Source organism: Psychrobacter immobilis, assembly GCF_904846235.1.
In the GTDB taxonomy this organism is placed as follows: domain Bacteria; phylum Pseudomonadota; class Gammaproteobacteria; order Pseudomonadales; family Moraxellaceae; genus Psychrobacter; species Psychrobacter immobilis_C.
Window position 1 is genome coordinate 44,118 of the sequence record NZ_CAJGZN010000011.1, and the last position, 22,805, is coordinate 66,922.

Sequence of the window (22,805 nt, forward strand, 5' to 3'; positions counted from 1 at the left end):
AAATAAAAGGACAGATATATGGCATATTGGTTAATGAAATCCAACCCTAAATTTTTTGGTATTGAAGATTTGCAGCGTTTGGACACCGACGGATGGGATGGCGTTCGCAACTATCGTGCACGTAATTTTATGCGTGATGATATGAAAGTTGGTGACAAGGTATTCTTTTATCACTCTAGCGCCAAGCCGTCTGGAGTCGCTGGTATTATGACAGTTACTACAGCAGGGTATCCTGATCCTACTCAATTTCACCCTGAGCATCGTCATTATGATCCTATTGCGACTGAAGATGCACCTCGCTGGTATATGGTCGATCTCACCTTTGAGCAAGCTTTTACAGAGGTATTACCATTATCAGAGCTAAAATTTTTGCCATCTTTGGAAGATTCTTTATTACTAAGGAAAGGCTGTCAGCAATTAACAGTGATTCCATTAGAGCCCAAACATTGGCAAGCGATTATGGATATGGCAGAGACACTTGAGTTGTTGCCGGAGCAAACTCATTGAGTTGGCTATTGGCTATTGGCTATTGGCTATTGGCTATGAAATAGAGTACAAAAAACCTAAGATTAATACCTACATAGCGGCGCTAAAGCGTTGACATCATAGTGTGGCTTCTTTACCATCTTACTATGTATATGACCTGTCAATCCATTACTTGGATCGACGGGTTATTTTTATTTTAGTGTCTTTACTTTTATTTTCATACTCTGTCTATCTACTTATGCAACATTATAAGCTTGCTCATATTATTTATCGGAGTATTATCGTCGGCACTACACTCTCCTTGCTGCGTCAACCTTAATCGATTGATAGCAGTGTTTGTTTATTAATAATAACTACCTTAATAACAATTACCGCAAAGAATAAAAAGTTGCTTACCATGGTTTTTCCATTGTCTTTCAAAGATTTTAAAAGCTACAGCTTACGTTTAGGCGTACTCGCCCTCCCTATTTTGATTACTCAGTTTTGCCAAGCCGCACTTGGCGTGGTCGATGCCATCATGGCAGGTCAAGTATCGGCGCTTGATTTGGCGGCGGTAGCCGTTGGGTCTGGTATTTGGCTACCGCTGTTTTTATTGGCCACAGGTGTGCTTATCGCAACCACGCCTCTAATTGGTGAAGCAATTGGTCAAGACCAGCACGGCCAAGTACCGCATATCACGCAGCAGTCTCTATGGACCGCAGGTGTTATTGGCATTATCGGTTTTATCATTGTCAATTTGGCTCCCAATGTTCTTGGCATTATGGGTGTCCCAGAAAACATTCAGCCGATAGCGACGCAATATTTACATGGTGTCTCATTTGGTTTCCCAGCGCTCGCTGTATATGCCGTTCTACGCAGTTATTGCGAGGCACTGGGTCGTCCCGAGCCTGTCACTGTTATCAGTATCATTGGCCTGCTCGCAGATATTCCCTTGAACTATATTTTTATTCATGGGTTATTTGGCATGCCAGAAATGGGCGGTGCAGGCTGCGGGGTGGCGACAGCATTGGTGTTATGGATAAATGTCCTATTGCTTGCGGCCTATACTAGCTTCACAAAACGTCGTGAATTTGTAAGTACGCGATTTTTTTATGGCTTTTCTAGTCCCAATCGTACACAGATAAAAAAGCTGTTAAAACTTGGTATTCCTATTGGCATCTCTATCTTCTTTGAAGCCAGTTTATTTAGCTTAGGTGCACTCGTTATCAGTCCATTAGGAGAGCTGGCAACAGCATCGCATCAAGTGGCGCTGTCAGTGACCTCACAGCTATTTATGATACCGATATCGGTCGCCATGGCGCTCACTATCATGGTCTCCAATCGATTTGGTCAAAAAAACCTATTAGCACTGCGCCAAGTGCAAGCTACTGGACTGGTATGGACCGTATTGATCGCTTTGACCTGCATGCTGGGGATATGGTTATTCAGACCAGAACTGGCAGCAGCATTCACTGATAACCCAGAGGTTAGAGCCCAGTCTATGCATTTGCTTATCTTTGCACTCGCCTATCAGTTATTTGATGGCTGGCAGGTTAATGTCGCTGGTATATTACGCGGTATGCAAGATACCACCATACCGATGTGGGTAACACTGTTTTGCTATTGGTTAGTTGCCCTACCACTTGGCGTCTATCTAGTGCGTTTCACTGACGTTGGCGCACAAGGATTTTGGATGGCGTTAATTACAGGTTTGTTCTTATCATCTATTTTACTTACTTTGCGTCTACGCTATCAGCAAAAACGCTTAACTGTGCTATGGGGTTAAGCCAATTGCTTATGGATTGAATTTTATAATCATTATTAGCGTCATTTGATCATACAGACTATGAAAAATCGTAGATATTTTCTTGCTAAAAAGATGGCTTACGTCAAAATATGTAAAAATTCTCAGTTAACAACTGTACATTGATTGCTCATTGCCCTGAATCTAGGTATCATTAGCAATTAATTAGACAATATTTAGTTACACTATTTCTCGAATTTAGTACAAGGCCAGATAAAAACTATGGATATTGAAAAAATACGCACCCTCATCGCCCTTATGGAAGAAAGTGAACTGGTTAATTTAGAAATCAGTTCTGACGACGAGCATATTAGCTTAACTCGTCACTATGACGCGCCTGCGCCAACTATGATGGCTGCCCCAGCTGCGAGCGCTGCTCCTGCTGCCGCTGTCGAAGGCAAACCTGCAGAAAAAGCGGGTAGCGTTGAGTCTTCACCAATGGTTGGTGTTTTCTATTCAGCACCAAGCCCTAATGACCCACCATTTGTAAAAGTCGGTCAAAAGGTTCAGGCAGGTGATACCTTAGGTATCATCGAAGCTATGAAAATTATGAACCCGCTTGAAGCGACTCAAAGTGGTATTGTTGACGAAATCTTGGTAGATAACTCTGAAGTCGTACAGTTCGGTCAACCTGTCATACGCTATAAGGCGTAACGATATTTGCCATACTTTATTTCATTATGGCTGACTTTTGGTATATATACCGCGTCAATGCTAAACAACATGATGCTATGTATCGAAACTCAGTCAATGACTGACGCTTCGACAAGGATGAACCCATGATAAAAAAATTGCTCATTGCCAACAGAGGTGAAATTGCCCTGCGCATCGTCCGCGCCTGTAAAGCGCTAGGTATCGAAACGGTAGGTGTCTACTCTACTGCTGATGCCAACTTGATGCACTTGCGCTTTGTTGATGAGGCAATTTGTATTGGCAAGCCTAATGCTAACCAAAGCTACCTTGATATCAATACCATCTTGACCGCTGCTGAAATCACTGGTGCAGATGCTATCCATCCCGGTTATGGCTTTTTGTCTGAGAATGCTGAATTTGCTGAACAAGTAGAAGAAGCAGGATTGACCTTCGTTGGTCCTAATGCTGATCATATTCGCCTTATGGGCAACAAAGTTTCTGCCATCAATGCTATGAAAAAAGCGGGCGTACCAACCGTACCTGGTTCAGTTGGCGCTGTGACCCTGCATAATGCTGAAGAGCAAGCCCGCAATATCGGTTTTCCACTATTGATTAAAGCGGCTTCTGGCGGCGGTGGACGCGGTATGCGTGTGGTTGAACGCTTTGACGAACTAATTGGTCAGGTACAAGCCGCCAAACAAGAAGCTGAGCTCTGGTTCGGTGATGACACTGTCTATATGGAGCGCTATCTACAAAACCCGCGCCACGTAGAAGTACAGGTGTTGGGTGATGGTAATGGTAATGCTATCCATCTATATGACCGTGATTGCTCATTACAGCGTCGCCATCAAAAAGTCCTAGAAGAAGCACCTGCCCCAGATATCCCAGATGATGTACGTGAGCCAATCTTAAAAGCTTGCGTAAAAGCGTGTGAGCTTGTTAAGTATCGCGGTGCTGGTACGTTTGAATTTTTGTTTGAAAATAACGAGTTTTTCTTTATTGAAATGAACACTCGTGTACAGGTTGAGCATCCAGTAACTGAGATGATTACTGGTATCGATGTTGTGGTTGAACAGCTCAAAATTGCTGCCGGTTATGGCCTATCTTATCGTCAAAGCGAGATTGAGATCCAAGGTCATGCGATCGAATGTCGTATCAATGCTGAAGATGCAGCGACCTTTGTGCCTTGCCCAGGCACTATCAGTCAATTGTTCACGCCAAGTGGTTCTGGCATTCGCTTTGACTCTCATCTATACCCTGGCTATGAGATACCGACCTATTACGATTCATTGATTGGTAAGCTTATCTGTCACGGTCAAACTCGTCAGCAAGCCATTGCTAAGACAGTACATGCCCTTGATGAGCTGATTATCGAAGGTATCAAAACCAATATTCCTTTACATCGTGATGTGATTTTGGCGGATGATAACTTTACTCGTGAAGCGCAAAATATTCACTATCTCGAAAGAGAGCTGCTGACCGCGAATAAAGCTAAAAAAGACTCGTAAGCTGAAATACTACTTATAGAGTTCTCTAAGTTTAGTCGCAACTTTAATTAAAACAGCACATAAAAAAGCCGCTATTAATATAGCGGTTTTTTTATGTCATCACTAAGCTGTCAATTATAAGTAAAGTACAATGAGCATCTCTAATTATGGTAACACTCTATTGAAGTTCATAAAGCATTCGTTACCATCAGGGTCAGCGCACCATTGCATCTGGTTGCCATCATGATTGATAAATGCAATCAACGCTTCATCAGTCTGGTCGATCTGATTGCCTGAGCAATCTACTTCATTATTATCATAAACGGTCTTAATCGCAATAACTGGCAGACCTTCTTCACGGTGGGTGACTAGATAGCGGCCGTATGTCCACTCTTTGCCGCTGACAGACCACATCTCATTATCCGCACTAAAGTTATATAGCTCACGGCACTGGTTAGACTGACCAACTGACGCAAGTAAGTTTTTGCTAGTAGTTGGTGTAATGTTTAGAACCCGCTCTTCACTTTGAGTCAGTACGCCGCCGTCCATGCCTGCCGTTACCTTAGGCTCTATACTGCTAGGCTGTTGCGCACTATCTGACGCCGACTGATTAGCTTCCGCTTCCTTGGTCATCATAGCATGAGTAGAATGAGCGCTGCTGTTCAAGTCTATTTCCCACTGTCCGGCAATGGCTGGACTAATATGAGTGGTAATGGTCGGCTTGGTAATAGCCTCACCATTCGCAGGTATTGAGGCCAAAATAGAGGCCAGCGTGAATGAAGCAAATGAGATAGGTTCCATAATTAACCTTTTATTTATAATATTTTAATATATACATTAGCGTAAGTCTTAGACACCAAAAACACAAGTAACATTATGCTATTGCTCATAAACCTGTAGTCGGAATGTCATAGGTATTTATAGCAAAAAATAACGCCATCGCTTTACTTGCTAGAGACAAGAAGCGATGGCGTTATTAGCATACAGAATTCTGCGTGATATTAATGACTACTTAACACTAAGCAGCTTCTGTATTTAGCGCTTGAGCAAAGGCTGATAACGCCCCTTTTAGCATGGCTGATACTGTACTGCTACAAGTACCGATGCCTGAGTATACCTCGCCGTCGACATTAAGCTGTATATAAGCGGCAGCATTGGCATTGGTTTTGTTATCACTATTGGTATCATCATCGATACCATTACCACTGTTATGATGCGGGTTAATCGCATGCTCTGCATAGTTAATAATATGTAGTGATTTGCCCGTATGCTGCGCAAGTCCATCAATAAACGATGACAATGGGCCGTTACCCGTACCATCAATATCGATGGTATCGCTATTCATCTGCACCTGACCACTAAAGTAAACCGCACCGCCTTTATTGTTGACGCTATAGTCTAGCAGCTCAAACTTACCCTGCTGCAAGTAAGTATCTTCAAAGGTCTGCAAGATTTCATCATTCTGCAGCTCGCGTGCCGCCGCTTCAGCTTGCTTTTGTACCACACGGCTAAAGTCAATCTGCATCCAACGTGGTAAGTTGAAACCGTAGTTACGTTGTAAGATATATGCGACGCCGCCTTTACCCGATTGGCTATTGATACGTACCACATCTTGATAGCTACGGCCAATATGCGCAGGATCGATAGGTAGATAAGCCACGTCCCAGACGTTGTCTGTTTCGCTCTGATTGCTTTCATTGTAGTCGAGAGATTTTTTGATAGCATCTTGATGTGAGCCACTAAATGCCGTGAAGACCAACTCGCCTACATAAGGATGACGAGGGTGCAATGGTAAATTATTGCATTCGCTCACCACCTGTACGATTTCACTCATGTTGCTAAAATCAAGCTCAGGATCGATACCTTGGCTAAATAAGTTCATGGCCATGACCATGATATCCATGTTGCCTGTACGCTCACCGTTACCAAGCAATGTGCCTTCGATACGATCGGCACCTGCAAGCACGCCCAATTCAGCTGCTGCTACCGCACAGCCACGGTCATTATGGGTATGCAAGCTCACAATCACATGCTCACGCTGCGCTAGATTGCGGCAGAAATATTCTACTTGATCAGCAAAGACATTAGGCATAGAAGCTTCAACAGTAGCTGGCAAGTTAAAAATAACTTCCTGACCCTGCTGTGGTTGCCACACCTCACACACTGCATCGCAAACCTCTACGGCATATTCAGTCTCTGTCTGGCTAAAGCTCTCGGGCGAGTACTGAAATACCCAATCTGTCTCAGGGTACTTTGCTGCATATTCTTGTAATAGCTTGGCACCTGCAATAGCAATCTCTTTGATTTCAGCTTTATCTTTGCCATAGACTTTTTCACGTTGTACACGGCTGGTTGAGTTATAGACATGGACAACCGCACGTTTAGCACCTTTCAATGATTCGAAAGTACGGGCAATCAAATGCTCGCGCGCTTGTACCAATACTTGTAGCGTTACATCTTCAGGTACGTGGTTTTCTTCGATAAGCTTACGCGCAAAGTCAAACTCTACCTGCGCCGCTGACGGAAAACCAATCTCAATCTCTTTAAAACCAACATCTACTAGGGTCTTAAAGAAGCGCATTTTTTGTTCAATGGTCATCGGATCAATCAGTGCTTGGTTACCGTCACGCAGATCCACACTTGCCCATATCGGTGACTTCTCAATTGTCTTGCTTGGCCAAGTACGATCTGGCAGCGATGGCGCAAATGCAAATGGACGGTATTTACGGAAGTCAAAAGCGGCACTTTTTGGTGTGATCTTTGCAGTCCCTGTGGCTGCAGTGTGCGTGGCTTGGTCAGACATAATCAATCCTTAGATGATATGGTTATTTATATATTTAGCTAGGCGATTAGCTGTTGATTAGATCAGTATTTATCATACGAGATAACTAGTGTTCATACCATAATAATATCAAAGTTTAACAGAGAGAAACCTGCTTTCTTTTACTTTATTTTCTGTTATTTTAGTGGAAAAACACAATTTAGACATTATAATCGAATTAATTCACTATTAAGGCTTGAGAAATGCCAGACAATTATATTGATAGTACAGGAACTGCAGATATAGACGAGATAGATAAACAGTTGCTACGCTTACTGCAAACGCAGGCGCGCATGAGTATTACTGAACTTGCTGAACGCGTCCACCTGTCTGCCACCCCTTGCGCACGTCGTATCAAACGCTTAGAGGATGCGAACATTATCACTGGCTACCACACCAAAACAGATGCACAAAAACTTGGCTATCCGCTAGCCGTGTTTATCGCTATTAGCATGGATCGACATACAGCAGAACGTTTTGAGCAGTTTGAACGCAAAGTTCAGAGCTTTGAGGAAGTCATTAGCTGTAGTATTGTTACAGGCCGCACCGAAGACTATCTGATTAAGGTCAGGGTACGTGATATGACACATTACGAAGAGTTTTTATTGCATCGCCTCAATCGTATCGAAGGCGTGGCCCAAGTTCATACCAGTTTTGAATTACGAGAAGTATTTAGCCGTAGCGTGGTTTAGACGATCTAAGCGGTCGTTGGTGACTGTCGACGGAACCATACCAATAGTACAAATCCGATCATCAACCCGAAAGCAGCAACAAGCAACCCTGCATTGAAATTGCCATCTTTCCCTGCCAGTGCCACTGTCACCAAAGGTCCCAAAAACTGCCCCAATGCATAAGCCAACGTTGCCAAAGCAATCAGTAAATTAGAATAGGCAGGATTGATGTTTTTAAATAAAGTCAGTGTCATCGATACCATACCGACGAAGGTCAATCCCAAAATCGCAGCGTTGCCATATAAGCCAAGTGCACCATCAAACCATATAGGCAAGCACATGCCAAATGCTTGCAATGCCGTCAGCCCCATCAAGGTTTTTAGCTCACCGATACGTTTGGCAAGCGCGCCCCATAGGGGGTTTGACAACATTGCAAAAATACCAACAACCAACCAAATCATGAGTCCAGCATACATCTGTGTTGTTAGACGTTGTGCTGCCATGACGGGCAAAAAAGTTGCTGAGCTAATATAACCAAACCCTGCCAGTACGTAGCTAACGAAAAGTAAAGTAAGCGCTTTATGGTGTCCAGAGATGGCTTCATATAAGGAGCGTTTGAAGTTTACATAGGTCTGATGCACTGATACGTGCTGTTTTGCATCAATCTGTTGCGAACCAACAGTCTCTACTTGTCTTGGTTTTACTGCATACAGCAGCCACACAAGCGGTAAACTGGTGACGCCTGCCACTAGCCAAATTACATCGAAGTGATAGTCTAACTTCAATAGCCACCACGTCACGATGGCAGAAGCACTAATGCCAACGCCAATACCTGCATAATGAACTGCTGATAATACAGAACGGCGCTCAGGGCTAAGGGTTTGAATGACAAACGATGAGCTTAGAATCATCGCCACGCCACTTGCAATGCCTGCGATTAAGCGAATGACATACCATAGCATGAGCGACATATTTGGTATGACGAGTAACATCGTGGTGACAACACTGATAATCGCCCACAGCGTCATCGCCTGCCATGTCGAGCGCTGAGGCACAAACATGGCGATAAGTGCACCGATAAAGTAGCCGATATAATTGATTGATGCCAGCCAGCCTGCAATGGTCGTTGATAGCGACAATTGCACCATAATATCCGGTAAGGTGGCAGTAAACAGAAAGCGTCCATAACCCATAACGACTGCCATGCAGTACATACCGATACAGGCAATGGCAGTTTCGTTGGTAATCGTCGGGACCATACGGCTTTTAAAAGCAGTCATCATGACAGCGCCATTTTTGCGGCAATTAGCACACAATCCTTTGTGTTAGACAGTCAAAAGCAGTAATAAATAAACACAGAAATAGAGAAGTTATTAAATATAGTAGGCAAGCATAAAGTATCCGAGAAAGCTATGATACGTCTAACGTTGGCGTCTCTACCGTATCTTGCCCTAGCATTTGTACCCGCTGATCGCTAAACATATCCATATCTGGAGCTAGCGTACGCATAAACCGATCAAAATACAACATCTGTTTGGTCAATAGAGCAAAGTCGCGTGGGAAATGGATACCATGACGTTTGCCAACTTCGACAATCTCCAGCATCATTTTATTAAGCTCATCGGCTTGCTCTTTACTATTGAAAGGTACACCGCTCGTAAAGGTCTTATCTTCTGCCATGATGGTTGTCATCATACGCTGCAAATCATTCCCCAATGCAGCCACATCGACTTTATTGCCACCATGTGTCATTTCCATATCAATCATATGGCGAGCCATGGCTTGATAGTCGCTGTCTTGCATGGCTTGCATCATGCCCATGCACGCACGCCAGCTCTCAGCTTTGAGTTTACCGACAATACCAAAATCCAAAAATCCAATACGACCATCAGTCAATAGCATCAAATTACCAGCGTGTAAATCCGCATGGAAACTATTGCATAACATGAGACTGGCAAACCATGTATTTAAAGTGTCTGCCATGACTTGTGCAGGATCAGCACAGTATTGGCGCATGAGCGACTCATCGACCATAGAGACGCCATATAGACGGCTCATCGTCAGTACACGCTTGGTGGTCAGATCCTCATAGACGGTTGGTGCAACGACACGAGTATTGCCTGATACCGCTAAGAACTGCTGAAAATCGCGGATGTTCTGTGCTTCGGCGATAAAGTCAGTCTCGGCAAGCATACGCAGGCGAATCTCATCAATAATCGGTGCAATACTCGCAAATTTCATCGATGGCATCAATATTTCAAGTAGCTTAGTTACGCCATGTAATACACCCAAATCGGTCTGCATGATGGTCTCGACGCCAGGCTTTTGTACCTTTAGCACTACTTCATCACCATTGTGCAACCGTGCTGCATGCACTTGAGCGATAGAAGCTGATGCCAATGGCTCTGAGTCAATATGCGCAAACGTATCATCAAGGGTCATGTCATCAGTCGCCAGCTCTTCTTTTAGCACTTGCTCGATATAAGCATAAGACAATGGCGTGGTTTGATCCAAGCAACTCTGGAAAGCCTTGACATAATCACGTGGAAACAATGACGGTGTACTGGCGATAAATTGACCGATTTTGATATAAGTCGTGCCTAACTGCTCAAAAGTTTCTTTGAGTAGCATCGCGTCAGGTTTCTCACCTTTTGCCACTCTTAGCGCAGACAGACCTGCCACGCTCGCTGTTTGGCGAACACGATTAACGACATTAAAAGTATGTTTTAATAAATGCGGACGATGAATTTTCATAAAAAACAACTATGGTAATAAGAAGAATGTTTGAAGATAGGCAATACAATATAAAAATGCGTTAAAATCAGATTACTCAGTTATAGTAGGTTCAATATAATTTGGATACAAGGAAGGCGAGTGAAAGTACTACAAGTCGTAGACTAAGCAAGCCTGACACCGTATCCAATTTATAGAGAGTTGACTATAGGACTGCTACAGACAGGACACTGTGGGTCTTTTCGATAACCCATCAGCCGCTGCTGCATCTGACTACCATCCCATATGAGCAACTTGTTTGTCAGTAGATTTTTGGTTAATCCTAAATATTGCAGTGCAGTATTGGCTTGCAAATTGCCCATGACGGCAGTGGTACTGGCTAGCACACCAGAGTTGGCACACGTACGTTCGTCAGCGGCTTCGTCAAGCACCACTGAGCCAAACACGCAATGATAGCAACCAGTATCGAGCTGAGGTTCGAACAGTGCTAACTGCCCTTGCATCGCAATTGCTGAGGCAGATAATAGAGGGATCTGGTAGCGTACACTAATACGATTAATGATGTCGCGCGTGGCAAAATTATCCGTACAGTCTAAGAGTAAGTCAGGCTTGCCTGCTGCCATATCGAGCAATTCATAAGCGTTGTCTTCATCTAACCGTGCGACTGTGCCGCGAGTCTTTATCAAAGGATTAATGCGCGCCAGCATCTGCGCTGCAGTCAATGCTTTGGACTGCCCAACGTCTTCTGGCAAGAACAGCGTTTGCCGTTGTAGATTGCTCGCCTCAATCTCGTCGTCATCGATCAGATGAGTATAACCCACTCCAGCACGTACCAGTGTCTCAGACGCAGGACAACCAAGGCCGCCTGCCCCTATTATGACCACACGTGCTGTCTTCAATCGCAGCTGAGCGTCCATATCCCAACCATCTAATAATACTTGTCGAGCATAACGGAGCAGCTCATCATCTGATAGCTGTACCAGTTCTTCTACCATATTCATCTACAACCTATAATCAAAGAAATCTACTATCAAAAAACTATCTACTGGACTTGCCCTAGCGTGACGCGATCATTACCACCGTAATCTTTTATGGTATGTACTGACTCAAAATTATTATCCAAAAACAACTGTCGAACAGCATCACCTTGATCATAGCCATGTTCAATAGCTAATAACCCACCTGTACAGAGATATGTCGTTACTTGCTGGACGATATGCTCGATATCAGCCAAACCCTGATTGGGTGCACTGAGCGCACTAATCGGTTCAGCTGTTAGACCTGCCAAATGCTCATCTGTCTCGTCAATATAAGGAGGGTTTGACACAATAATATCAAACTGCGGCTCATCGTAAATAGGTAACGCTTGGTACCAACTGCTTTGGACAAACTCAATATTGGCAACATTATTGCTCACGGCGTTATGCTGAGCAACTTTAAGCGCCTCTGACGATAAATCAACCGCCACGACTTGCCAATTAGCTTGCTTAAGTTCATGGGCAAGACTGATCGCGATACAACCTGACCCTGTGCCCAAATCTAACAATCGCTTATTACTGAGTTGTATTGGCTGAGCGTTTATCCAGTTCAATACCTGCTCAACCAATACCTCGGTATCAGGCCTAGGAATCAAAGTATGCTCGTTTACCCTAAAGTTAAGCGACCAAAACTCCTGCTGTCCGGTTAGGTACGCAAGTGGTATGCATTGCTGCATCTTATTCACGCCGTCATTGAACCGTGCGACCTCACTATCAGTTAGCTGATAATCTTCATCAGTCATCAACGCTATCGCAGGCTTATCAATGACATACAACAACCAATCCGTTAGCCAAAACGACGGCAGCTGATTATCAGTATCACCATTCGTTAGCTGTTGAATCTGCTGCTTGATGTGACGAATGGTTGATACGGTCATAGATAGCTCTTAAAAAACAATGAATGGATAGAAGTAAAATGCTGCTTAGCCTACTCTGATGCGCGTGGCGGTTCTTTGGTATCGGTCAGGTTAGGATTGGTTTTGCTTAGTTTGTCACCTATCCCGTTACCACCGCTGCCATCATTATTGTCATCGCCATAAATATCATCGTTATCACCAATGACAATATGTCTATCGACAAAGTAGATCAGTGCCAGAATTGGAATACCAATAGCAAAGGTAAAGATAAAGAAAAATGGATAACCCATATTATCGACGATAGCACCAGAATAACCACCCATCACTTTGGGTATCAGCGTCATCAATGAGGAAAAAATCGCATACTGTACAGCAGTAAAGCGAATCGATGTCAGTGCTGATAAGAAAGCGATGAATACAGCACTCGCAAGGCCCGCAGCCAAGTTATCAAATATCACTGCCATATACATGATTGGCAGGCTACCTGGGTTATATGTCAATACCACAAACAACAGGTTAGTCGCACACGCTAAAATTGCACCAATCATCATGGCATGCATGATACGGAAACGTTGAGCCAAAATCCCGCCCAAGAAGCCACCTGCAATTGCCATAATCACACCGACCAGTTTTACGGCATTGGCGATATCTGTTTTGCTAAAGCCCATATCTTGATAAAACACGTTGGAGATCACGCCTGCGACGATATCTGAGATGCGGTATAGACCAATCAAGGCTAATAGCAGCAAGGCTTTTTTGCCATAACGTCGGAAAAAGTCTAAAACAGGCTCGATCCATGTTGCCATGGCCACTTCTTTTTTTACCAGTCCTACTTGTACCAGGACATAACCTGCGGCCATCGCCGCGCCTAGGCTTACTAATAAGTGCAAGGTTTCTACAAAGAAACTAGAAAACGCGCCTTCGAACTCTGGTAAGACTTGTCCCATCAATATATAAGCAGTGATAAAGGCAATCACTGAAAATACAAACAACGCTACCAGTCTGACGTAGTCTTCACGAGTTTCAGCGACCAACGGGGCTTTGTTAATGATTTTTGGTTGATTAATAATAAAGTACAGTAATAACAATGGCGCGCACGCGACCAATGCTAAAAAGTAAAACTTAATCGCTGGCATTACCATTAGTGGTATCAAGGCCACTGTGCTATCAAATACTGTATTGATCAAAATATTAATTAGGTAAATAACACCAAACAGCAGACCTGGGATAAGTAGTAACGCTGAATAAATCAGGAATACTTTTAAGTTACCCTTCTGCTTTTTACTTTGCAGGGTCTCAGCGGTTGGCTCATAACTGGCAAATGTCGTTAATACCCCTAACGTCATAACCCCTGCCATGATGTAATAGGTGTTGCGCCACGCTTCATAACTATAAAATGTCTCATTTGAGCCGAAATAATCAGCCAAATATAACGCGCCTGCCCCTGCGACAATCATACCGATACGGTAGCCTGACACATAGATAGAGGACAGAATAGACTGCATAGATGGCGGTGCAAGCTCAATACGGTACGCATCAATCACGATATCTTGTGTCGCAGAAGAGAACCCAAGCAGCACGGCCGCGCCTGCCATATAAACCAAGACATCTTCGCTAACAGGATTTACCCTTGCCATCAAAAAGATTGCCAGCACGATAAGCAGCTGTGATACCACCATCCAACTACGACGACGCCCTAGCCACTTGGTCAAAAACGGCACAGGGAGCGCATCAATCAATGGCGCCCAAATAAACTTGAACGAATACCCCAGTGCTGCCCAGCTGAACATAGTGACGACACTACGATCAATGCCTGCTTCTCTCAGCCATAGCGACAGACTTGAGAAAATCAGCAGAATAGGTATACCCGCTGAAAACCCCAGAAACAGCATAATAATGACACGAGGATCGAGATAAGCTTTTGTAGCCTCGCCCCATGACTTTTTGGCAATTGGTTGATTGGGCGGTACAGATTTGACAGCAGACATAATAACTCACCAACAATTCAGACAAAGAACACAACCGCGCACAATTTTTATCAATCTTTAGAATCAGTTATCGACAAAAGGATCGATAAAAATTGCTCTACGTTGCACCAATATTATGATTACAACAAAATCCAGTTATGGTACTTGAGAACCTTTATCTTGACTAGATGTTTTTGCATTAACTTAGCGATTGCAGGCCATGTGCAATCGCTTATATTTCTTAATCGTAACGCAAAAAACCACAGTGTTTTACCAAGGTTATTTTAGCTCTCTTTTTTATTGCTAATTCCTATTTTGAAAGATGTCTGACAATGACATTATTTATAGGTAATATAAAGGTAGTAGTAAAATTGACGCAGGCTTCATTGGTTGGGTGCACTCTATTGGTTTATTCTTAACTGGCGATGATAAGCAAGGGCGTTAATAGCGATTGAGATAAACAAAACATCAAGCTTTTTATGATTAGTAATTTAAAACTTATAATTCTTATATATTAGTTTTATAAATCTACTCAGCTTAGTTATGCTTTGTACATAAACAACGACTACCGAGATTCACGGTTTGTTCTTTCTATTATCATAGCCTAGGAGTTATCCCATGTCCGACTCAGCCAATAACACCACCGACAAAAACACTGCCCCAGATGCTGCTCGTTGTCCTGTAGATCACGAAAGCAATAATAATAATGCGCCTACTAACACAACCTATGAGCAGGGTGATGGTCAGGGTCCAACGATCCATAGCGAAAACGTTGATAACTCGCACGAGCCTCAGCGTCCTAGCATGGGTGGCTGCCCTGTTATGCATCAGGCACATACTACCACGGCTTCTGCTGCGACAGATTGGTGGCCAAACGCACTAAACTTAGACATATTGCACCAGCAAGACAAAAAGACTGACCCAATGGGTGAAGACTTTGACTATGCTGAAGCTTTTAAACAGCTAGATCTAGAAGCGGTCAAGAATGACTTAAAAAACCTAATGACTGAGTCGCAAGAATGGTGGCCAGCTGACTGGGGACACTATGGTGGTTTGATGATTCGTATGGCATGGCATTCAGCTGGTACATATCGTCGTTCTGATGGTCGCGGCGGTTCTAATACTGGTAATCAACGTTTTGCGCCATTGAACAGCTGGCCAGATAACGTCAACTTGGACAAAGCACGTCGTCTATTGTGGCCAATCAAGAAAAAGTACGGCAATAAATTATCATGGGCCGATTTGATGATTTTGGCAGGTAACATGGCTTATGAATCTATGGGTTTCAAAACTCTAGGATTTGCTGGTGGCCGTGCTGATATCTGGCATCCAGAAAAAGACATCTACTGGGGTTCTGAGCGCGAATGGTTAGCTGAAACCAAAAACCGTTATGACAGCGACGAAGACCGTACGTCACTAGAAAACCCACTAGCAGCAGTACAAATGGGCTTGATTTATGTCAATCCTGAAGGTGTCGACGGCAACCCTAACCCACTAAAAACCGCTCAAGATATGCGTACTACTTTTGCTCGTATGTCAATGAACGATGAAGAGACGGTCGCTCTAACCGCTGGTGGACACACCGTTGGTAAATGTCACGGTAATGGTGATGCGACGATACTAGAAGATGAGCCAGAAGCCGCTGACGTTAAAGAGCAAGGTCTAGGCTGGCGCAATCCTAAAGGTCGTGGTAATGCAGGCGATACCGTTTCAAGTGGTATCGAAGGCGCATGGACCACCAATCCGACCCAGTGGGACCACGGTTATTTCGAGCTACTATTGAACCATGAATGGGCACTGACCAAAAGTCCAGCAGGTGCATGGCAGTGGGAACCAACTGACATCAAAGAAGAAGATCGTCCGTTAGATGCTCATGATCCAAGTGTACGTCGCAACCCAATCATGACTGATGCAGATATGGCATTGAGCAAAGATCCTATCTATCGCGAGATTTCAGAGAAATTCCATAACAACCCAGAATACTTTGATGAAGTGTTTGCTAGAGCGTGGTTCAAACTGACTCACCGCGATTTGGGGCCGAAATCTCGTTACTTAGGTGCCGATGTACCAAGCGAAGACTTTGTATGGCAAGACCCTATTCCTACAGGTAATACGGACTTGACTGCTGATGATATTGCAACGCTAAAAGCACAGATTTTAGACAGTGACATTAGTCGTCGTGAGTTGATCATTACAGCATGGGACAGCGCTCGTACCTTCCGCGCTTCCGACTATCGCGGCGGTGCCAACGGTGCACGCATCCGTTTAGCCCCACAAAAAGACTGGGCAGGCAATGAGCCAGAACAATTGCAGCGTGTGCTTGAGACATTGACCAGTATTCAGTCTGGCTTTGAGAAAGACGTTAGCTTGGCAGACCTTATTGTATTGGCTGGTAACGCCGCTATTGAACAAGCAGCAAACGATGCAGGCGTAGATATTACTGTACCGTTTAGTCCAGGTCGCGGTGATGCTGACGCTGAAATGACTGACGCCGAATCTTTCGCTGATTTAGAGCCGCTACATGATGGCTATCGTAACTGGATTCAGGGCGACTATGCGGTATCACCGGAAGAGATGCTGCTTGATCGTACGCAGCTAATGGGATTGACAGCGCCTGAGATGGTCGTATTGCTTGGTGGTATGCGAGTGCTTGATACCAACCATGGTCAAAGCCAACATGGCGTCTTTACTGAACGTGCTGGCGTGCTTACTAACGACTTCTTCGTCAATTTAACAGACATGAACTACACATGGCACCCTGTAAAAGCAGCCGACAACACTGCTAATAGCTACGAAGTACGTGAGCGTGGTACAGGAAATGTCAAATGGCAAGCGAGCCGTGTAGACTTGGTATTTGGCTCTAACTCTATATTACGTGCTTATGCTGAGCTATACGCGCAGGATGATAACTTAGAGAAATTCGTTCGTGACTTCGTCCGCGCTTGGAACAAGGTTATGAATGCAGATCGCTTTGATATTGCCAAATAGGCTGAGTTTGAAATTGGTCAATACCGACTAATTAATAGTAATAAATAACTTTATAACTAACGAACAGCTATCTTTTAGAAGGTAGCTGTTTTTTTATGCTTAGTTTTTTATGCTTAATAATGACCGCTCTTTATAAGTTGTTAGGTCAAATGGCTTCTCTGGATAAACAACGCTTACTGACTAAACAACATTTACTGAACAAATAATTTTTTAGCATTGCAAAATACAAACTCTATATTCATAATTATCATAAATTGATAGCTATTTATTATATACAAGAATAATAGCTTTGTTTTACACTACTTTATTACTGTATGTTCAGACATTTTTACTTTCATATACAGACGAGGTTTGTATATTTATACAATAGGATTAAGTTATGGCAATCGACGTAGTGGTCAACCAACGGCATTTGCAGATTCAGCTCAAACAGCTAGAAACAGTATGGCATACGGTGATTAACGGTTATAACTTAAGCCAAGCGGCGACCGTGCTACATACCAGTCAATCAAGCTTATCAAAGCATATTGCTGCGCTAGAAAACCAGTTAAAGACGGAAGTATTTGTGCGTCAAGGCAAACGCCTGACAGGACTTACCACTATGGGCACAGCGCTTATGCCACATATCGAGTCTATCTTTGCTGAAATTCGTACCATTGAAAACCTAAGTTTAGACTTTAATAATCCTAATATCGGTACGCTGACGATTGCTACCACTCACACGCAAGCGCGTTATGTACTGCCGCAAGTGGTTAAAGAGTTCAAAGATCGTTTCCCTAAAGTAAATCTGATTTTGCAACAGGCAGATCCTGAGACCATCGCTCAGATGGTCATCCGCGGTCAAGCCGATATCGGTATTGCCACTGAGTCCTTGCTGCATAACAACTATTTAAGATGCTACCGTTACTATGACTGGACGCATCGCGTTATCGTACCGAGTGATCACGAACTGGCTAGCCAAGAGTCTATCGACTTGCCCACGCTTGCCAGCTATCCGATTGTGACCTATCACGGTGGTTTTACAGGACGCGGCGCGATTGACAAGACGTTTGATGAAGCAGGACTGGAGCCAGATATTGTATTAGCGGCGCTCGATGCCGATGTGATCAGCACCTATGTCGGTCTAGGCCTAGGTATTGGTATCATCGCAGAAATGGCATTTGAGCCAAGCCATTATCAAAACCTAACGGCCATCCCCGTCGATCATTTTGGTCGCTTTACCAGTTGGATGGCGGTACGTGATGACGCAGAAATCCGTCAATATGGACGTGCGTTCATGGAGCTATGCCAAAAGCAATTTGCAAATTAATGAGCATTTGTTAAATAAAGTATCTCAGACTTGCTCACCCTTACTAGACTGAGCTGTAGATGATAAAATAGATTCTAGAACGTTATTCAATGTTTCTTTTATATATTATTCACACTTGTATTGATATTTGGTCGAATGAAATTGATTTGCGACTAAATATCAATACATATTAACTTGCTCTTTTGTAAACAGGTGATACCGCTCATGGAAAAATTCGTAGCGATCATTATGGCAATTTTTGCCGCCCCTCTACTCATTGGCGGCGCTTATTTATTGTCCTTAGGCGGTAGTCCTTACTACCTCATTGCTGGCGTCATTATACTAACGACAGCTTTTTTATTGTTCAAAAAACACTGGAGTGCTTACGGATTATATGCGCTATTTATCGTAGCAACCATGGCTTGGGCACTTTGGGAATCTGGGTTCTATTGGTGGGCGTTAGCACCTCGAGTTGGCTTCCCGCTTATATTTGGTTTGCTCATGCTACTGCCATGGGTATCCAACAAAATGCGTGGGCCTAAAACTCAAGTAGTTTCAAATAGCACACCAACTATAAACAACGTTAAGAAAAGCCCTCTGTATTATTGGGGACTGTTCGTAAGCGTAGTCGTAGGTGCACTACTCTCTTTTGGTAGTCTAGCCAACAATGCCACTGACAAAATCGGTGAGCTTGATTTGACTGCTGCAAATGATGACGAGCAAAACGTCAGTTCAGATGAGACCTCAGCCAACCTTGGTGATCCGTTATCAAACGGTCAGCAAACGCCAGATGGCGAATGGAGCGCGTATGGTCGTACTGATTATGGTCAGCGCTACTCACCTCTAGATAAAATCAATACCGATAACGTCAAAGATTTAGAACTGGCATGGCAAATCCAAACAGGTGATGTCAAAGGTCCTAACGATGTCGGTGAGACCACTTATCAGGCAACACCATTAAAGATTGGCAACGGTTTATACTTATGTACCCCTCACAACTGGGTACTAGCGCTAGATGCCGACTCTGGTGAGACGCTGTGGAAGTTTGATCCTCAAGTAGAGGAAAACTTACAACGTCAGCACCAAACCTGTCGCGGCGTATCTTATTATGCGGGTCAAGCGACCAGCCCCGTGCAAGTACAGAAAATTGCTGGTAATACCTTTGAAAATGCATCTAAGCAATGCGATGCCAAGATATTTATCCCAACGTCTGATGCGAAGTTGTATGCACTCGATCCAAATACTGGGCAACGCTGCCAAGACTTTGGGGATGATGGTGCATTAGACTTGATGCATAACATGCCGTTCAATCAAGCAGGTTACTATTACTCGACGTCACCACCAGTTATCGCGGGTGATACTATCATCGTCGCTGGTGCTGTCAATGATAACTATGACGTCAACTCGCCTTCTGGTGTGATCCGTGCGTATGATGTCAATACCGGTGAGCTTCTTTGGAACTGGGATTCAGGCGATCCTGATAATACAGCGCCTTTCGATGTCAATGATCCAACCCAAACTTATAAGACCAGTTCGCCAAATTCATGGTCAGTCGCTACTGCCGATGAAGAGCTTGGATTGGCCTACTTCCCTATGGGTAACCGCACACCGGATCAGCTAGGTAGCTACCGAAATGCCGCTGAAGAAAAGTATGCAACGTCTGTTGTCGCTCTAGATATCGAGACTGGTGAAGCACGCTGGGTTCAGCAGTTTGTCCATCATGACCTTTGGGACATGGACACGCCTGCGCAGCCAACCTTACTTGATCTAGATACGGCCGATGGTGTACAGCCTGCGCTAGTTGTACCAACCAAACAAGGTGATGTATACGTCTTGAACCGCGCAACGGGTGAGCCTATTGTACCGATTAAAGAACGTCCTGCACCGCAAGGCTATCTCATAGCGGGAGAGCACGCAGCGCCAACTCAGCCTTATTCTGGCTTGAGCTTTGAGCCTGAACCACTGACTGAAAAAGACATGTGGGGTGCCAGTCTCGTCGATCAAATGATGTGCCGTATTGAGTTCAATCAGCTCAACTATGATGGTCGCTATACCCCGCCATCAACAAATGGTAGCTTGGTCTATCCTGGTAACTTTGGTACCTTTAATTGGGGCGGTATTGCAGTCGATCCTGAGAATGGCGTGATGTTTGGTATGCCGACTTACTTGGCATTTACCTCAAAACTCATTCCTAGAGACACGTTGGGCGATGCAGAAACCAATAAAGGCGAGCAAGGCGTCAATGCCAATGAAGGTGCAGATTATGCAGTAGAATTGGGGCCCTTCTTGTCACCATTAGGCGTACCTTGTCAGCAGCCACCATGGGGCACAATCGCTGGTGCTGACCTAGCCACAGGTGATATCGCTTATCAACGCAAAAATGGTACGGTACAAGACTTGTCTCCTATTCCTATCAAACTGGAACTGGGCGTACCTGGTATCGGTGGACCTATCATCACTAAAGGCGGCGTCGCGTTCTTGTCAGCGGCGACAGAAAACAACTTCCGAGCTTATGACTTAAAAAATGGCGACGTGCTATGGAATGTCCGTATTCCAGCAGGTGGTCAAGCCACGCCAATGACTTACTTAAACTCTAAAGGTGAGCAAATGGTCGTATTGGTTGCAGGTGGTCATGGTTCAGTTGGAACAACCATCGGTGATTATGTCTTAGCTTACAAACTTAGCGACCAAGATAAATAATGTTGCATTTGGTTCTTAAGATAATGATTATTTAATTTATCATTATATTATAATCTTATAATTAGAGAAGCAGGTAACTTAGGTTGCCTGCTTTTTTTAATGCCATCTTTTTTTAATGCCATAGTATAATGCTGCTAAATCCTTTTATGACCTTACTTATGGTTTATTTATCGCTTATTTTGACAAACGACAACCTTTATAAATACACCTTAATAATTGTTAAGCGAGCTTAAAAAAAGAGTTAACTGACTTTGTTATGATTCATTAACAGTGACTAGCGGCACTTGAAACTACCACTGTCTATAAGCATATCAGTAGAAAATAATTTACACACTACTGGAACATTTATGAGTAACAAAATCCCTTTATCTTTTTTAGATCTTGCGCCTGTACCTCAAGGCAAAACCATCGCTGAAGGCATCGCCCAAACGGTCGAAACCGCGCAGCAAGCAGAAAAATCAGGCTTAAACCGCTACTGGATGGCAGAGCATCATAATATGCCGGGTATCGCCAGTGCAGCCACTTCAGTACTGCTATCGCATATCGGTAGTCAAACCGACCGTATCCGTATTGGTGCGGGCGGCGTCATGCTACCGAACCACGCCCCTCTCGTGATTGCTGAGCAGTTTGGTACTTTGCAGGCATTATATGGTGACCGTGTGGACCTAGGCCTAGGCCGTGCACCTGGTACTGATGGTGCGACGTTTCAGGCACTTCGTCGACAAATGAAAGATGCAGAACGCTTTCCACAAGATGTGCAAGAGCTGATGTATTTCTTAGGTAATGATGCAGATGGCAGCCCTGTACAGGCATTTCCTGGCGCAAAATCAGGCATACCGATTTGGATATTAGGCTCTTCTCTATTTGGTGCGACTTTGGCTGCACATTTAGGACTGCCTTATGTGTTTGCCTCTCACTTTGCTCCGCAAATGCTTGGACAAGCAATTGAGGCTTACCGTGAGCAGTTTAAACCGTCTGTCTATCTAGATAAGCCTTATGTGATGTTGGCTGCTAACTTATTGCTGGCTGATGATGATGCGACTGCTCGATATCACTTTACCTCAGCACAGCAGAGCTTTGTACGTCTGCGCCGTGGCGAAACAGGTCAAATGCCTAAGCCTACCCACGATATGGACAGTATCTGGAGTCAAGCAGAGAAAATGATGGTAGACAATGCATTGTCAGTATCATTCATTGGCTCTGTCGACACGGTCAAACCAAGACTCGCTGCGTTTTTGGCAACCTATCAGCCAGATGAGCTGATTGTGACGGCCAATATATATGACCAAGCTGCCCGTATCCGTTCACTTGAACTTACACCGGAGCTAAACTTATTTACTTTACAATGAAATGA

Annotated in this window: 16 protein-coding genes; 9 read left to right on the forward strand and 7 right to left on the reverse strand. The window is 44.0% G+C overall.

Going from position 1 to position 22,805, the window contains the following annotated elements; genetic code table 11:
- Window positions 1–18 precede the first annotated feature (18 nt).
- From JMX07_RS08760 to accC, 4 genes are all read left to right on the forward strand, one after another.
- On the forward strand, window positions 19–507 hold the full coding sequence (locus JMX07_RS08760; RefSeq protein WP_201607465.1) for an EVE domain-containing protein: 489 nt from the start codon (window positions 19–21) through the stop codon (window positions 505–507).
- A gap of 376 nt (window positions 508–883) precedes the next feature.
- Window positions 884–2,251 carry an MATE family efflux transporter gene (locus tag JMX07_RS08765; RefSeq protein WP_179797481.1) on the forward strand — a complete coding sequence of 456 codons (1,368 nt, stop codon included), beginning with the start codon at window positions 884–886 and terminating at the stop codon, window positions 2,249–2,251.
- A gap of 240 nt (window positions 2,252–2,491) precedes the next feature.
- Window positions 2,492–2,923 (forward strand): acetyl-CoA carboxylase biotin carboxyl carrier protein, encoded by a 432-nt coding sequence (accB, locus tag JMX07_RS08770; RefSeq protein ID WP_102092842.1) that lies wholly within the window; start codon window positions 2,492–2,494, stop codon window positions 2,921–2,923.
- A gap of 125 nt (window positions 2,924–3,048) precedes the next feature.
- A complete protein-coding gene (accC, locus tag JMX07_RS08775; RefSeq protein ID WP_057759692.1) occupies window positions 3,049–4,410 on the forward strand; it encodes an acetyl-CoA carboxylase biotin carboxylase subunit in 1,362 nt (453 codons plus the stop codon).
- A 144-nt stretch (window positions 4,411–4,554) separates the two neighbouring features.
- Here accC and JMX07_RS08780 read toward each other — a convergent pair whose 3' ends face one another.
- Window positions 4,555–5,190, reverse strand: a complete 636-nt coding sequence (locus JMX07_RS08780) for a hypothetical protein (protein WP_201607466.1) — start codon at window positions 5,188–5,190, stop codon at window positions 4,555–4,557.
- A gap of 217 nt (window positions 5,191–5,407) precedes the next feature.
- Complete coding sequence (leuA, locus tag JMX07_RS08785) at window positions 5,408–7,192, reverse strand: 2-isopropylmalate synthase (RefSeq protein WP_057759686.1); 1,785 nt, start codon at window positions 7,190–7,192, stop codon at window positions 5,408–5,410.
- A 221-nt stretch (window positions 7,193–7,413) separates the two neighbouring features.
- Between leuA and JMX07_RS08790 the strand changes: the two genes are divergently transcribed.
- A complete protein-coding gene (locus tag JMX07_RS08790; RefSeq protein ID WP_134292182.1) occupies window positions 7,414–7,902 on the forward strand; it encodes an Lrp/AsnC family transcriptional regulator in 489 nt (162 codons plus the stop codon).
- 5 nt (window positions 7,903–7,907) lie between these two features.
- Here the strand turns inward: JMX07_RS08790 and JMX07_RS08795 are convergent, their stop codons facing one another.
- The 5 genes from JMX07_RS08795 to JMX07_RS08815 all read right to left on the reverse strand — a co-directional run bounded on the left by JMX07_RS08795 (window position 7,908) and on the right by JMX07_RS08815 (window position 14,496).
- Window positions 7,908–9,164, reverse strand: a complete 1,257-nt coding sequence (locus tag JMX07_RS08795) for a YbfB/YjiJ family MFS transporter (protein WP_201607467.1) — start codon at window positions 9,162–9,164, stop codon at window positions 7,908–7,910.
- 127 nt (window positions 9,165–9,291) lie between these two features.
- The gene (locus JMX07_RS08800) at window positions 9,292–10,635 is read right to left on the reverse strand and encodes an ABC1 kinase family protein (RefSeq protein ID WP_134292180.1); all 1,344 of its coding nucleotides are present in this window, start codon (window positions 10,633–10,635) and stop codon (window positions 9,292–9,294) included.
- A 170-nt stretch (window positions 10,636–10,805) separates the two neighbouring features.
- Window positions 10,806–11,609, reverse strand: coding sequence for a HesA/MoeB/ThiF family protein (locus JMX07_RS08805; protein ID WP_413786670.1), 804 nt, complete (start codon window positions 11,607–11,609; stop codon window positions 10,806–10,808).
- A 47-nt stretch (window positions 11,610–11,656) separates the two neighbouring features.
- The gene (gene prmC / locus JMX07_RS08810; RefSeq protein WP_201607469.1) at window positions 11,657–12,529 is read right to left on the reverse strand and encodes a peptide chain release factor N(5)-glutamine methyltransferase; all 873 of its coding nucleotides are present in this window, start codon (window positions 12,527–12,529) and stop codon (window positions 11,657–11,659) included.
- A gap of 50 nt (window positions 12,530–12,579) precedes the next feature.
- A complete protein-coding gene (locus JMX07_RS08815; protein WP_201607470.1) occupies window positions 12,580–14,496 on the reverse strand; it encodes an AmpG family muropeptide MFS transporter in 1,917 nt (638 codons plus the stop codon).
- 783 nt (window positions 14,497–15,279) lie between these two features.
- Here JMX07_RS08815 and katG point away from each other — a divergent pair.
- The 4 genes from katG (at window position 15,280) to JMX07_RS08835 (ending at window position 22,800) form a co-directional block, all read left to right on the forward strand.
- On the forward strand, window positions 15,280–17,463 hold the full coding sequence (gene katG / locus JMX07_RS08820) for a catalase/peroxidase HPI (RefSeq protein ID WP_201607537.1): 2,184 nt from the start codon (window positions 15,280–15,282) through the stop codon (window positions 17,461–17,463).
- Between the two features lie 379 nt (window positions 17,464–17,842).
- Window positions 17,843–18,772 carry a LysR substrate-binding domain-containing protein gene (locus tag JMX07_RS08825; RefSeq protein WP_057759664.1) on the forward strand — a complete coding sequence of 310 codons (930 nt, stop codon included), beginning with the start codon at window positions 17,843–17,845 and terminating at the stop codon, window positions 18,770–18,772.
- Window positions 18,773–18,976: 204 nt separating this feature from the next.
- Window positions 18,977–21,451, forward strand: a complete 2,475-nt coding sequence (locus tag JMX07_RS08830) for a glucose/quinate/shikimate family membrane-bound PQQ-dependent dehydrogenase (RefSeq protein ID WP_201607471.1) — start codon at window positions 18,977–18,979, stop codon at window positions 21,449–21,451.
- Window positions 21,452–21,798: 347 nt separating this feature from the next.
- Entirely contained in the window at window positions 21,799–22,800 is a 1,002-nt protein-coding gene (locus tag JMX07_RS08835) for an LLM class flavin-dependent oxidoreductase (protein ID WP_160021931.1), read from the forward strand.
- The last annotated feature ends 5 nt before the right edge of the window (window positions 22,801–22,805 follow it).

Excerpts from the sequence above, each read along its gene's own strand:
- JMX07_RS08805 (WP_413786670.1), bottom strand. The coding sequence starts at position 11,609 with ATGGTAGAAGAACTGGTACAGCTATCAGATGATGAGCTGCTCCGTTAT.
- JMX07_RS08825 (WP_057759664.1), top strand. The coding sequence starts at position 17,843 with ATGGCAATCGACGTAGTGGTCAACCAACGGCATTTGCAGATTCAGCTC.
- JMX07_RS08795 (WP_201607467.1), bottom strand. The coding sequence starts at position 9,164 with ATGATGACTGCTTTTAAAAGCCGTATGGTCCCGACGATTACCAACGAA.
- JMX07_RS08790 (WP_134292182.1), top strand. The coding sequence starts at position 7,414 with ATGCCAGACAATTATATTGATAGTACAGGAACTGCAGATATAGACGAG.
- katG (WP_201607537.1), top strand. The coding sequence starts at position 15,280 with ATGGGTGGCTGCCCTGTTATGCATCAGGCACATACTACCACGGCTTCT.
- JMX07_RS08830 (WP_201607471.1), top strand. The coding sequence starts at position 18,977 with ATGGAAAAATTCGTAGCGATCATTATGGCAATTTTTGCCGCCCCTCTA.
- JMX07_RS08835 (WP_160021931.1), top strand. The coding sequence starts at position 21,799 with ATGAGTAACAAAATCCCTTTATCTTTTTTAGATCTTGCGCCTGTACCT.
- prmC (WP_201607469.1), bottom strand. The coding sequence starts at position 12,529 with ATGACCGTATCAACCATTCGTCACATCAAGCAGCAGATTCAACAGCTA.
- JMX07_RS08815 (WP_201607470.1), bottom strand. The coding sequence starts at position 14,496 with ATGTCTGCTGTCAAATCTGTACCGCCCAATCAACCAATTGCCAAAAAG.
- JMX07_RS08760 (WP_201607465.1), top strand. The coding sequence starts at position 19 with ATGGCATATTGGTTAATGAAATCCAACCCTAAATTTTTTGGTATTGAA.
- leuA (WP_057759686.1), bottom strand. The coding sequence starts at position 7,192 with ATGTCTGACCAAGCCACGCACACTGCAGCCACAGGGACTGCAAAGATC.
- accC (WP_057759692.1), top strand. The coding sequence starts at position 3,049 with ATGATAAAAAAATTGCTCATTGCCAACAGAGGTGAAATTGCCCTGCGC.
- accB (WP_102092842.1), top strand. The coding sequence starts at position 2,492 with ATGGATATTGAAAAAATACGCACCCTCATCGCCCTTATGGAAGAAAGT.
- JMX07_RS08765 (WP_179797481.1), top strand. The coding sequence starts at position 884 with ATGGTTTTTCCATTGTCTTTCAAAGATTTTAAAAGCTACAGCTTACGT.
- JMX07_RS08780 (WP_201607466.1), bottom strand. The coding sequence starts at position 5,190 with ATGGAACCTATCTCATTTGCTTCATTCACGCTGGCCTCTATTTTGGCC.
- JMX07_RS08800 (WP_134292180.1), bottom strand. The coding sequence starts at position 10,635 with ATGAAAATTCATCGTCCGCATTTATTAAAACATACTTTTAATGTCGTT.